Below are 14032 nucleotides of genomic sequence, written 5' to 3' on the forward strand. Positions count from 1 at the left end.
CATGGCCGCCGCGCAAAACCCGCTTCCCGGCTTTAACCCGTCGCGACACTTTATCCTGCGTCCGGTCGCCACGTCCTTGCTGATGCTGGCCCTGCTGCTGGCCGGGGTTTTGACTTACCGCTTATTGCCGATCTCAGCGCTGCCGCAAGTCGATTACCCGACCATTCAAGTCACCACGCTCTATCCCGGCGCCAGCCCGGAAGTCACGACCTCGGCGATTACCGCGCCGCTGGAGCGCCAGTTCGGGCAGATGCCCGGTCTGCGGCAGATGTCCTCGACCAGCTCCGGCGGCGCGTCCGTGGTGACGCTGCAATTCGATCTGGCCTTGGATCTGGACATTGCCGAACAAACCGTACAAGCCGCCATCAACGCCGCCGATAACTTCCTGCCCAAAGACCTGCCGCTGCCGCCGATTTACAACAAGGTCAACCCGGCGGACACGCCGATTTTGACCTTGGCGGTGACGTCATCCAGCCTGGCCTTGCCTAAAGTCCAGGATTTAGTCGACACCCGCCTGGCACAGAAAATCGCCCAATTGCCCGGCGTCGGCCTGGTCAACATCAGCGGCGGCCAACGGCCGGCAGTCAGAATCCAGGCCAACCACCAAGCGCTGGCCGCCTATGGCCTAAGCCTGGAAGACCTGCGCAACGCCATCGCCGCCGCCAATGTCAACCAACCCAAAGGCATGTTCGACGGCCCGCAGCGCTCGGCCATCATCGACAATAACGACCAACTGCGCTCGGCCGCTGAGTATCGCGACTTGGTAGTGGCCTATCGCAACGGGGCGCCGGTACGACTATCCGCGGTCGCCGACGCGGTCGACGCCGCCGAAAACGTCAAATTGGCGGCCTGGGCCAACGACAAAGCCGCCGTCATCGTCAATATCCAACGCCAACCCGGCGCCAATGTCATCGAGGTGGTGGACCGCATCAACAAGTTGCTACCGCAACTGCGGGCGACCTTGCCGGCCGCGATTGAAGTACTGCCCTTGACCGACCGCACCGTCACCATCCGCGCCTCGGTGCACGATGTGCAGTTCGAGTTGCTGCTGGCCGTGGCGCTGGTGGTGATGGTGATTTTTCTGTTTCTGCGCAATCTGCCGGCTACCTTGATCCCGGCGGTCGCGGTACCGCTGTCGTTGGTCGGCACCTTTGCGGTGATGCACTTGGCCGGCTTTAGTATCAACAATCTGACCTTGATGGCGCTAACCATCGCCAGCGGCTTTGTGGTGGACGACGCCATCGTCGTCATCGAAAACATCTCCCGCTACCGGGAGCGCGGCGAATCGCCATTGCAGGCGGCCTTGAAAGGCTCGGAGCAAATCGGCTTCACCATCATCTCCTTGACCATCTCGTTGGTGGCGGTACTGATTCCGCTGCTGTTCATGGGCGACGTGGTGGGTCGTTTATTCCGCGAATTTGCCATCACCTTGGCGGTGGCGATACTGATCTCGGCGGTAGTGTCGCTGACTTTAACGCCGATGATGTGTGCAAGGCTGTTACGGGCCGGCGAAACAGGCCACGAACAACACAGCGGCTTGCTCGACAAAGTCATCGCTGCTTACGGCCGCAGCCTGGAGTGGGTACTCAAGCGCCAAGGCCTGACGCTACTGGTGGCTATCGCCACGCTGGCGTTGACCGTGTTGTTGTACGCGGCCATGCCCAAGGGCCTGTTCCCGATCCAGGACACCGGCCTGATTCAAGGCATTACCGAGGCGCCGCCCAGCATTTCCTTCGCGGCGATGGCCGAACGCCAGCAAGCCATGGCTCAACAGATCCTGGCCGATCCGGCCGTGGCCAGCCTGTCGTCGTTTATAGGCGTGGACGGCAGTAACCCGACCCTGAACAGTGGGCGCTTTTTAATCAACCTGAAACCGCAAGCCCAACGCGACAACGCCAGCAAAGTGATCGAACGCTTGCGGCCACGCCTAGCCGACGTGCCGGGCATCTCGGTTTATTTGCAACCGGTGCAGGACATGACCTTGGAAAACAAGGTCAGCCGAACCCAGTTTCAATTTACCTTGCAGACCGTGGATTTAACGGAACTCAACCGCTGGAGCCAACGCCTGGTCGAGCGCATGCGCGCCCTGCCTGGTATCGCCGATGCCGCCAGCGATGTGCAAGACCAGGGCCTGCAAGCTTACATCGAAATCGACCGCGCCAGCGCCAGCCGGCTGGGCGTCAGCACCGCCGACATCGATAACGCTTTATACAATGCCTACGGCCAGCGCTTGGTCTCGACCATTTTTACCCAGTCCAATCAGTACCGGGTAGTGCTGGAAGTAGACCCCGAGCAGCAGAGCGGCCCGGAAGGCTTGCAAGAACTGCGGATTCCTTCCAGCAATGGCAGCCAAGTGCCGCTGTCGGCCCTGGCCAGTATTTCCGAACGGCAGACCGCGCTGGCCATCAACCACCTGGATCAGTTTCCGTCCGCGACCATTTCCTTCAACCTGCCGGCGGGCGCCGCCTTGGGCGACGCCATTCAAGCCATCGAGCAGGCCAAGCAGGACATCGGTTTACCGTTAGCGGTGCAAAGCGATTATCAGGGCGCGGCCTTGGCATTTAACGCCTCGCTCAGCGGCACGCTGTGGTTGATCCTGGCCGCCATCGTTACGGTGTATATCGTGCTCGGCGTGCTCTACGAGAGCTATATTCATCCCATCACCATTCTGTCCACGCTGCCCTCGGCCGGGGTCGGCGCGCTGCTGGCCTTGCAGTTGTCCGGCAACGATTTGGGCATCATCGCGGTAATCGGCATCGTGCTGCTGATCGGCATCGTCAAAAAGAACGCGATCATGATGATAGACTTTGCGCTGGAAGCCGAGCGCAAGCAAGGCCTGCCGCCGCGCGAAGCGATTTTTCAGGCCTGCCTGCTGCGCTTTAGGCCGATTTTGATGACCACGCTGGCGGCTTTGCTGGGCGCGCTACCCTTGATGCTGGGTAGCGGCGTTGGCTCGGAATTACGTCATCCCTTGGGCATCAGCATGGTCGGCGGTTTATTGCTCAGCCAATTGCTGACCTTGTACACCACACCGGTGATTTACTTGAGCCTGGACCGGTTGGCCCGAAGGTTGCGCGGTGCGGCCGAATCGCCTTTAGCCGACAGCGACGACCGCCAGCCGTGAACATCTCGGTGCTGTTTATCCATCGCCCGGTTGCTACCACGCTGCTGACGCTCGGTGTGGCATTGGCCGGCATCATCGCCTTCCTGCAACTGCCGGTCGCGCCCTTGCCGCAAGTGGATTTTCCGACCATTTCGGTATCCGCCAACCTACCGGGAGCCAGTCCGGAAACCATGGCGGCCACCGTCGCCACCCCGCTGGAACGGGCGCTGGGCCGCATCGCCGGCATCAGCGAAATGACTTCGGCCAGTTCGCTGGGCTCGACCCGAATTACCTTGCAGTTTGATTTAAATCGCGACATCGACGGCGCGGCCCGCGACGTACACGCCGCGATCAACGCCGCCAGCAGTTTGCTGCCCAGCAATCTGCCCAACCGGCCCAATTACCGTAAAGTCAATCCGGCTGATTCGCCTATTCTGATTCTAGCGCTCACCTCCACCAGCCTCAGCCGCGGCCAAATGTACGACGCCGCGTCAACGATATTAGCGCAGAAAATCAGCCAGTTGCCCGGCATCGGCCAGGTCAATGTCGGCGGCAGTTCCCTGCCGGCTGTCCGGGTGGAACTGAATCCCGGCGCGTTAGCACAATACGGCATCGGCCTGGATCAGGTCGCCCAAGCCATCAACGCCAGCAATGCCAATCGCCCCAAAGGCGCGCTGGAGACTGGCGAGCGGCATTGGCAAATTCACGCCAACGACCAGGCCGAGCATGCTGCCGATTACCTGCCGCTGATCGTGGCTTACCGCAACGGCGCGCCGGTGCGCATCGCCGATCTGGGGACAGCGGTGGATTCCGTGGAAGATTTGCGCAGTACCGGCCTGAAGAACGGCCAGCCGGCGGTGTTGTTGATCATCAATAAACAACCCGGCGCCAATATCATCGACACGGTCGAACATGTCAAAGCCATGCTGCCGCAATTGCGCGCGCTGACGCCGGCGGCCATGGAATTATCGATAGTCTCGGACCGTTCGCAAACCATTCGCGCCTCGGTCGATGAAGTGGAACGCAGCTTATTGATCGCGGTGGTGCTGGTAATCCTGGTGGTATTGCTGTTTCTGCGCCGGCTGCGCTCCACGCTGATCCCGGTCGTCGCGGTGCCGGTATCGCTGATCGGTGCTTGCGCGGTGATGTATTTGTGCGATTACAGCCTGGACAATCTGTCCTTGATGGCTTTGACCATCGCCACCGGCTTTGTCGTGGATGACGCCATCGTGGTCTTGGAAAACACCAGCCGGCATATCGAAAACGGCGTGCCACCGTTCCAAGCCGCTTTACGTGGTGCCGGCGAAGTAGGCTTCACCGTGTTAGCGATGAGTTTGTCGCTGATCGCCGTCTTCACGCCGATATTATTGATGGGCGGCATCGTCGGCCGGCTGTTTCGGGAATTTGCGGTGACCTTGTCGGCGGCGGTTTTGGTGTCGCTGGTGGTATCGTTAACCGTCACGCCGATGCTGTGTGCGCGCTGGCTGGAACCGGCGGAAAATCATACGCCCGGCCAGCTGTCGGCTTGGCTGGAAGCCCAATTCCAGCGCCTGCAAAATGGCTATCGCCGCAGTTTGAGTTGGGCGCTGCACCATCCCAAACTGATGCTGGCGGTATTGCTGGCTTGTATCGGCTTGAACGTGTACTTGTACATCATGGTCCCGAAAGGGTTTTTCCCGGTGCAGGACAACGGCCGGCTCAGCGGCACCATCCAGGCCGATCAAAGCATTTCCTTCCAAGCCATGCAAAGCAAACTGCATGATTTTGTCGATATTTTGCGGCAAGATCCGGCAGTGACCAATGTGGTGGGCTTTGCCGGCGGCATGCAAAACACCAATTCCGGTTTGATGTTTGCGGTACTCAAGCCGCCCGAGCAGCGTGACGCGCCGATGGCTGAAATCAGCCGGCGCATGCGGGAAAAACTGGCCGACGAGCCCGGCGCCAGCCTGTTTTTACAGCCGGTGCAGGATTTGCGCATCGGTGGCCGCGGCTCGGCGGCGCTGTACGAGTTTGCCTTGCAATCCGAAGACTTGAACCTGCTACGCGAATGGACGCCCAAGATCGTCGCGGCGCTGCGCAAGCGGCCGGAACTGACCGATGTCAACACCAATCAGCAAGACAAGGGCCGGCAAATATCGCTGGTAGTCGATAGAGACAAAGCCGCCAGTTTGGGCGTCAGTCAGGCGGCTATCGATACCGCCTTGAACAACGCCTTTGGTCAACGCCAGGTGTCGGTGATCTATAAACCGTTGAACCAATACCGGGTGGTGCTGGAGCTGGCACCGGAATACTGGCAAAACCCGCGAACGCTGCAACAGCTTTACGTCAGCACCAACACCGGCACCCAAGTACCGCTGGCGACGCTAGCCAGTTTCCAGACCAGCAACGCGCCGCTGACCGTCAATCATCAAGGCCAGTTCGCCGCCGCCACCGTGTCCTTTAATCTGATGCCCGGCACCTCGCTGTCCACCGCCACCCAATTCATTGAACAAACCCTGCGCGACCTCGGCACGCCGGCGACGGTGCGCGGCAGTTTTCAGGGATCGGCCAAGGCTTTTCAGGAGTCGCTGCGCAACCAACCCTGGCTGATCGCCGCGGCGTTGCTGAGTATTTACATCGTGCTGGGCATGCTCTATGAAAGCTATATCCATCCACTGACGATCTTGTCCACCCTGCCCTCGGCCGGGGTCGGCGCCTTGCTGGCCTTGCTGGCTTGCGATACCGAGTTCAGCATCATCGCCTTGATCGGCGTGATTTTGCTGATCGGCATTGTGAAGAAAAACGCGATCATGATGATCGACTTTGCCTTGGACGCCGAACGCCACAAAGGGCTGAGCGCCGAGGAAGCCATCTTTCAAGCCTGCTTGCTGCGCTTTAGGCCGATCATGATGACCACGCTGGCGGCGATGTTGGGCGCGTTACCTTTGGCTTTGGGATCAGGTTACGGCGCTGAGTTGCGCCAGCCCTTGGGGATTTCCATCGTCGGCGGTTTGATTTTCAGTCAATTGCTGACCTTGTACACCACGCCGGTGGTGTATCTGTATCTGGATGGTGTCAGTGCCTGGGGTCGCCGCTGGTTTAACTGGCACTAATCGCCGGCAGTTCTGCGCCACGCTTGGCAGCATCGGCCTGCAACAAACTTAAAAATTCGTCGCTAGGCACGGGCCGGCTGAATAAATAGCCTTGAAATAAGCCACAGTGATGTTGTTTCAATATCTCAAGCTGCGCTGCGGTTTCGACGCCCTCGGCGATGGTTTCCATACCCAAGCCGTCGGCAAGTGCCAGAATGGCGCGGACGATAGCCGCGCTACTGTCGTCGCTTTCCAGCTGCCGGACAAACGATTGATCGATCTTCAGCACATCCAGCGGCAATTCTTTTAGATAGGACAGCGAGGAAAAACCGGTCCCGAAGTCGTCCATGGACAGGGTAAGCCCTAGCGCTTTCAGATGATGCATGCGTTCGACGCAAGCCTTGATATTGCCGATAGCCACCGATTCGGTGAGTTCCAATTCGATAAATTTTGGATCGGTGCCGGTTTTGCTCAACACCGCCGCGATTTTCTCGACCAATTCCGGGTGCTTAAAATCGACCGCGGAAAGATTCACGGAAATCCGTAGAGGCCCCAGGCCTTGGGCATGGCACGTATTCACCCACAAACAGGTTTGCTCCAAGACCCAATCGCTGATCTCCACGATTAAACTGGTTTGCTCGGCCAAGGGAATGAATTTGGCCGGCGAAATCATGCCGAGTTCGGTGTGCCGCCAGCGGATCAAGGCTTCGGCGCCGACGATGCGGCCATCCCAATCCACCTTGGGCTGGTAGAACACCAATAGCTCGTTTCTGCCGATCGCGCCGCGTAGTTCTTGTTCCAGCTTGATATTTTCCAATGCCGCGGCATTCAATTCCGGCGAGTAAAACCGGAAATTGGCGCGCCCCTCGCTCTTGGCGTGGTACATGGCGGCATCGGCATTCTTTAACAAATCAGGCACGTTGTCGGCATCGTCGGGAAACAATGCAATCCCGATACTGGTCGTCACGGTCATGGGCAATCCGGCCACCGTCACGGGTTGCTTCAGCGCAGCCAGAACTTTCTCGGCAACCGCGCTGACGAAGGCCGCCGGGTTATGCTGAGTATGCAATTCACCGATCACGATGACGAACTCGTCACCGCCCAGTCTGACAACCAGATCGGTCGCTCTGACGCAATTCAGAAAAATCCGCGCTGCTTGCCGCAGCAATTCGTCGCCGGCCGCGTGTCCCAGCGAGTCGTTGACGTTTTTGAAGCGATCCAAGTCCATAAAAAACACGGCAAGTTGCGCGTCATCGCGCCGGGCCCGCGCGATTTCCTGCCCCAGCCGGTCATGCAGTACCAAGCGGTTGGGCAAGCCGGTCAAGGAATCGTAATGGGCGTGCTGGTATAGCTTCTCTTCCCAGGCGGCATTGGACAGCGCGACCGCGATGCGATCGCCGAAGTTGATGGCGGCGTTGCGCGATTCCGGTGGAATCCGTTTCGGTGCTTGATAACCCAAGCAAATCAGCGAAGCCAGTGCGCCGTTAACATGAACGGGAACCAGCAAATAGCGCCAAGCACCGGACACGCCGAGCACCTGCAAATACTCGGACATCCGCTCGTCGTCGTTAGCAATCTCCAGGGCGCCATTGTGCATAGCGCGCAAATCCGCTACATCCTGTTGGTTCAGAATCACCGGCTCGGCTAATTTTTCGGCATCGTGCCCGCTGCGCCGAACCCGAATCTCGTCGGCGATACCGGTATCGGGATTGACGGCGGCGATGGAAATCAAATCGCAAAACAATATGCTGGGCAAGCGATTCAACGCCGTGTCGATAATGTCTTCGGCATTTAAGGCGGAGAGAATATTGCGGTCGATTTCCGCCATGGTGGCGAGAATATCGAACTGGCTACGCAGGCGGCGCGTCATTTCGTTGAACGAATCCGCCAACTCTTCAAATTCGTCATGGCTATCAATATCTACTCGACATTCCAGATTGCCGTCGGAAACCCGTTGGGTGCCTATTTTTAAGCGTTCGAGCGGCGTTAAATATTTAGCAATCAACCTGCTGCTCAAATACACGACAATCAGCGCGGCCAACAGGATCACCGGCGGATAAATCACGCTAAATTGCCGAATTGCCGCAAACGCCAACGATTCAGGCAGGCTTTGCACGACGATCAGGTCCGGACCGAAAAATAGCGTGGCGACCGGCAGCTTCCAATACGCGCCGAGGTAGGCTTCGCCGTCCCTTTGCCACGAGAAGCGGCCGCTATTGGCTTGCGCGACTTGCGCCCTAAGCTCCGGGGACGGATCGAAATCTTGCTCCAGCGCGAACAATATCTGTAGCGAGTCGGCAGCCATCACCCACAGCAGATTGTTGGGATCGATAGTTTCGGAATTCCATAACAAGTCGGGTTTCAATTCGGCCATCAGGATGCCGGCTTTCGGTGAGTTTTCGACCAGATTGATAGCCATCCACAAGCGATTGTCTTCAAGCCGCTGACCACTCACCGGTTTAATCAACGTTTTCCCGATCTCAATCTGCGCTTGCTCTTCCGGCGTCAGCGTCGGTATTGCCTTGTTGTTTTGGGATAACGTGGCGGGTTGACCATCGGCCCGCAGTACTGCCAACCCGGTGAACTGGCCTTGCAGCCATTGTTCGCCGGCCAGCGCCACAGGTTTATCGTCCTTGTTGGATTTATGAATTTTCAAGGCAGCCAGCCGCAGAGAATTTTCGGCAAACAACAAGCGGCTGACCAGTCCGTAGGCGTACTCTTTACAGCCTCTCTGCAATGCCTTGGCAGTCTGCGCTTGCAACTGCTGCTTCACTTGCTGGAATGACAGGACGCCCAATATAGCGATTGGGATCAACGCGGCCAACACGAAAGAAAACAGAATGCGGCGGGCAACCTTGCTATGGCTAAAAGACAGCTTGCGCTCCATTGCTAAGGGGTTCTCTCAGAAATCCGCCGCCAAACCGACGAAACCGCCATCTCGGGCCAGGATAATATCGTCCAGACTGTCCTTCTGGCTGATCTGTTTCTTGGTGACGCCATTCTTACCCAAGCTATACAAATCGTATTTGGTGTTGATGGGGTTAAGCGCATGATCTTTTCGGACTGAGCCCATGGTCCCTGGCCCCCCCTCTATGATATTGAGATAGACATAGTCTCTACCCCAGGGGTCCTTGCCGTTGTTGGGCAGAGCAGAGGTAATGTCGCTAAGTGCATTCGGGTAGTGAAATTCGCGGGTGTAATACCGTTCGATTTCTGTCTGTATGGCTAGCAGATAGCTAATAGCCAGATCGTTCTTACTTTTATCGATATAACCGTTGTAGGCAGGTATCGCTATGGCCGTCAACACCGCCATGATAGCGACCGCCAACAGCATCTCCATCAGCGTAAATCCTTGCCCTCCCCTGTTTTTTCTGTACATTTGATTCCAAAACGCCTCGAGAAATTTGCAGCCCTGGCTTGGCAAAGCTGAGCAAAAGCATACGGACGATAATCCCACGCACAAACCCTTTCGTGACCGTCGCCAGACTGCTTATTCTAGCAGAGTTGCTCTAAACGTCCGGTTTCGCCGGGGTAGCCTAGCGTTTTTCGTTCGCAAAGCCCTTTTGCAAAACGCCTTGTTGATAATATTTTTTGATGTCTATGTTGTAATCCTGGGCTTTGACAATGCCTTTGATAGTCAACACCTTGCCGTGTTCATCCAACAGCATATCCGCTAGATTGACGATTCTTTCCTGAATCCGCTGTTTCTTGGCATCGAGCAACAGGATGACTTTCGGCCGCAGCTTCTGCAATTCATTCACCTCCACCACAATGGCGATGTAACCGTTGGTCATCATGACAATGCTGCCGGGTGGATAAACCCCCAGACATTCTATAAATTTGATCACCAAACGCTCATCCAGCTGAGAGCCGGCCATATTGGCCAGGATATTGGTCGCTTCCAGATGCGTCCGGCCTTTCTGATACACCCGGTCGCTGGTGATGGCATCGTACATATCCACGATGGTGACGATTCTGGTGAAGAGCGAAATCCCTCTTTCGCCGATACGCCGGGGATAACCTTTGCCGTCCAATGTTTCGTGGTGAGAATAGGCCGTGTCTATCGCCCCTGGATACATTTGATCGCTGGACTTGAGCAGTTCGTAGCCCAGAGCGGCATGCGAGCGCATAATCGCCAGCTCCTCAGGTTCCAACTTGCCGGGCTTATTCAGAATATCCAAAGGCACCAACATTTTGCCCATGTCGTGCATCATCCCGCACAAGCCGACATTGTTGAGGTTGGCTACGGAAAAATTCAGGTAGCGGCCCAACACAATGGCTAAGGCGCAAACGTTCAAGCTATGTTGTGCGGTATATTTGTCTTTGTTCTTTAGCTGGTTCAGCCACAAAAAAGCATCCGGCGAATGCAAAATACTGTTCACGCATTGCGCGACCGCTTCTTTGGCGGCTTGAGTGTCTATCCCTTCACCATTGGCGATGCGCTCCATAAAGTTGGATACCAACTGACCCACTTCTTTATGAACGTGTTCGGCGCGCGCGAATTCTTTCTCAAAAACGCTTAATTTTGGCGGTGGCGGCGCGCCAAAATCGATATTGCTTTCGCTTAGCAAACTGTCCTGCGTGGTTTTAGCCTGGACCGGGCGCTTTCTTTTCCGGGTGGCGTCGATGTAGACGTACTGGCAGACATCTTTTACCGCGCGGATATCCGCTTCGGTTTCAAGTTCAAATCCTTGAAATAAGAACGGGCTCTCCAGCCAAGGCCGATCCAATTCGATGACATACATGCCGACGGTCAACTGGCTAACCGGCGTGTAGATGCGCTGATTGACATCGAAGGAATCATCCTTCTTCGCCTGACTTTTCAGCTTGCGGCGGAAAGGCCACCAATTCTTAAAGAACATACAAAGACAATATCATTATTAAATTCGAGAAACACCGCATGAGTAACTAAAAAATGTGGCTGCAAACCCCACATACAGGTCCCGTGATAAAACCGGATATACGCCTGCTTATGCCCGCGACCCAAGATTGGCATCAATTATAGAGTGTGTAGGCGATTATTCACCGAAGTCGTCCGGGCAAAGCGGCAAACTCCCGTTATCGGCAAGCCAAATCAAGACACAGCGTGATCGCTAAAGGACCGGGGCCAAAATCCGCGGCGAATACGCACCTAGCCCCCGCTTCAAATAAAAACCCCGCGATTTATGTTGGTTAGATAACAGGCCTTACAAAGAATGTTGCTAATCCGACCATCGAAAAAGCTAGAAATATTATTTTTAATACTTTATTTTCAATGACTTAAAACACATCAAAACTTTGGCACGGCCATTGCACTTATCAGGTTGTTATTAACAACACCTACTCAAGAGGAGAAGATCATGGCGAAATTACGTCAATGTGCTATTTACGGTAAAGGTGGTATCGGTAAATCTACCACCACGCAAAACCTGGTTGCTGGCTTGGCAGAGCTTGGCAAAAAAGTAATGATCGTCGGTTGCGACCCTAAAGCCGATTCTACTCGTTTGATCCTGCATGCGAAAGCGCAAAACTCTATCATGCAAATGGCAGCTGATGCCGGTAGCGTAGAAGATTTGGAACTGGAAGACGTATTGAAAGTGGGTTACCGCGACGTTAAATGCGTTGAATCAGGCGGTCCAGAGCCAGGTGTAGGTTGCGCCGGCCGTGGTGTTATCACCGCGATCAACTTCTTGGAAGAAGAAGGTGCTTATACCGACGACCTCGACTTCGTATTCTACGATGTATTGGGTGACGTTGTTTGCGGTGGTTTCGCGATGCCAATTCGTGAAAACAAAGCCCAAGAAATTTACATCGTATGCTCAGGCGAGATGATGGCTATGTATGCTGCCAACAACATCGCTAAAGGTATCGTGAAATACGCTAACTCAGGCGGCGTGCGTTTGGCCGGTTTGATCTGCAACAGCCGTAACACCGCTCGCGAAGATGAACTGATCATGCAATTGGCTGCCAGAATGGGCACACACATGATTCACTTCGTACCACGTGACAACGTTGTCCAACGTGCCGAAATCCGTCGTATGACAGTAATCGAGTACGAACCAACCGCGAAACAAGCACAAGAGTATCGCGACTTGGCGCAAAAAATCATCAACAACACCAACTTGGTGATCCCAACTCCAATCACTATGGACGAGTTGGAAGACTTGTTGATGGAATTCGGCGTTATGGAAGAAGTTGACGAAAGCGTTGTCGGTGTAACCGCAGCAGCCGAAGCTTAATCAGTATGTAGGTTGGGCCGGCTGTTAGCCTGTCCAACCTGCTTTCGCATAGTTCCTAACAAGTCTGTGGGGGATTACCCAGGACTACCAGGAGGATTTCATCATGGCAGCCATGACAAGAGAAGAGACCGAAGCGCTTATTCAAGAAGTGCTGGAAGTCTATCCCGAAAAAGCTAAAGCTGATCGCGCCAAACATTTGGCCATCAACGATCAAAGCTTGGAAAAATCAAACAAATGTATCACTTCCAACCGTAAATCCCTGCCCGGCGTGATGACCATTCGTGGTTGCGCCTACGCGGGTTCCAAAGGGGTGGTTTGGGGTCCTATTAAGGACATGATCCATATTTCACACGGCCCGGTTGGCTGTGGTCAATATTCCCGTGCCGGTCGCCGTAACTACTATGTAGGTACTACAGGCGTCAACACCTTCGGTACCATGAACTTTACTTCGGATTTTACCGAGAAAGACATCGTATTCGGCGGCGATAAAAAACTGGCCAAATGTATCGACGAAATCGAAACTTTATTCCCGCTCAACAAAGGTATCTCCATTCAATCCGAGTGCCCAATCGGTTTGATCGGTGACGACATCGAAGCGGTTTCTAAAGTTAAAAACAAAGAATACGGCAAAACCATCGTCCCAGTACGTTGCGAGGGTTTCCGCGGCGTATCCCAATCCCTGGGTCACCACATCGCTAACGACGCGATCCGCGACTGGGTCTTGGAAAATCGCGATGGCGACGACAGCTTCCCCACCACACCTTACGACGTAGCCGTGATCGGCGACTACAACATCGGTGGTGACGCTTGGGCATCTCGGACTCTGTTGGAAGAAATGGGGCTGCGCGTAGTCGCTCAATGGTCTGGCGACGGTACCATTGCCGAGATCGAAAAAACCCCAAAAGTAAAACTGAACTTGATTCACTGCTACCGTTCGATGAACTACATCGCGCGCCACATGGAAGAAAAGTACAACATCCCTTGGATCGAGTACAACTTCTTTGGCCCGACTAAAATCGCCGAGTCTTTGCGCAGAATCGCCGCTCACTTCGATGACACTATCAAAGAAGGTGCTGAGCGCGTCATCGAACGCTACAAAGCCGAATACGACGCCGTCATCGCTAAATACAAACCACGCCTGGAAGGCAAACGGGTGATGTTGTACATCGGCGGTCTGCGTCCTCGCCACGTGATCGGTGCCTACGAAGATTTGGGCATGGAAGTGGTGGGTACCGGTTACGAGTTCGGTCATAACGACGACTACGACCGCACCATTAAAGAAATGGGCAACGCGACCTTGTTGTATGACGACGTCACCGGCTACGAATTCGAAGAGTTCGTGAAAAAAGTCCAACCTGATCTGGTCGGCTCCGGCATCAAGGAAAAATACATTTTCCAAAAAATGGGTGTGCCTTTCCGCCAAATGCACTCCTGGGATTACTCAGGTCCTTACCACGGCTATGACGGTTTTGCCATCTTCGCCCGCGATATGGACATGACCATCAACAATCCTTGCTGGAAAAGCTTCAAAGCACCTTGGAAAACCGAGGCTACCGAGAGCGAGCCAGTCAAAGCGGTTGCGTAATCCGTAGGGTGGGCATTCGCTCACTTTAATTCCTGGGAAGGTGGGCATTTCGCCC

At 55.3% G+C, this 14032-nt stretch carries 7 protein-coding genes; 4 read left to right on the forward strand and 3 right to left on the reverse strand.

The window, feature by feature from the left end:
• Position 1 precedes the first annotated feature (1 nt).
• On the forward strand, positions 2-3124 hold the full coding sequence (locus ACMXD4_RS19040) for an MdtB/MuxB family multidrug efflux RND transporter permease subunit (RefSeq protein ID WP_415879088.1): 3123 nt from the start codon (positions 2-4) through the stop codon (positions 3122-3124).
• Entirely contained in the window at positions 3121-6195 is a 3075-nt protein-coding gene (locus ACMXD4_RS19045; protein ID WP_171697600.1) for a multidrug efflux RND transporter permease subunit, read from the forward strand. The genes ACMXD4_RS19040 and ACMXD4_RS19045 overlap by 4 nt, the downstream gene beginning before the upstream one ends.
• Here the strand turns inward: ACMXD4_RS19045 and ACMXD4_RS19050 are convergent.
• The 3 genes from ACMXD4_RS19050 to ACMXD4_RS19060 form a co-directional block, all read right to left on the reverse strand.
• The gene (locus ACMXD4_RS19050; protein ID WP_171697599.1) at positions 6182-9061 is read right to left on the reverse strand and encodes an EAL domain-containing protein; all 2880 of its coding nucleotides are present in this window, start codon (positions 9059-9061) and stop codon (positions 6182-6184) included. The two genes, ACMXD4_RS19045 and ACMXD4_RS19050, sit on opposite strands and share 14 nt — an antisense overlap.
• Before the next feature lie 15 nt (positions 9062-9076).
• Entirely contained in the window at positions 9077-9553 is a 477-nt protein-coding gene (locus ACMXD4_RS19055) for a type IV pilin protein (protein WP_033159058.1), read from the reverse strand.
• 157 nt (positions 9554-9710) lie between these two features.
• On the reverse strand, positions 9711-11036 hold the full coding sequence (locus tag ACMXD4_RS19060) for an HD-GYP domain-containing protein (RefSeq protein WP_171697598.1): 1326 nt from the start codon (positions 11034-11036) through the stop codon (positions 9711-9713).
• Between the two features lie 477 nt (positions 11037-11513).
• On the opposite strand from ACMXD4_RS19060, the gene nifH reads away from it, so the two are divergent.
• Both nifH and nifD read left to right on the forward strand, forming a co-directional pair.
• Positions 11514-12392 carry a nitrogenase iron protein gene (gene nifH, locus ACMXD4_RS19065; RefSeq protein ID WP_033159060.1) on the forward strand — a complete coding sequence of 293 codons (879 nt, stop codon included), beginning with the start codon at positions 11514-11516 and terminating at the stop codon, positions 12390-12392.
• 103 nt (positions 12393-12495) lie between these two features.
• Entirely contained in the window at positions 12496-13977 is a 1482-nt protein-coding gene (gene nifD / locus ACMXD4_RS19070; protein ID WP_171697597.1) for a nitrogenase molybdenum-iron protein alpha chain, read from the forward strand.
• Positions 13978-14032: the final 55 nt, after the last annotated feature.

The sequence above is a fragment of the Methylomonas sp. TEB genome (genome assembly GCF_047777895.1).
Taxonomy (GTDB): domain Bacteria; phylum Pseudomonadota; class Gammaproteobacteria; order Methylococcales; family Methylomonadaceae; genus Methylomonas.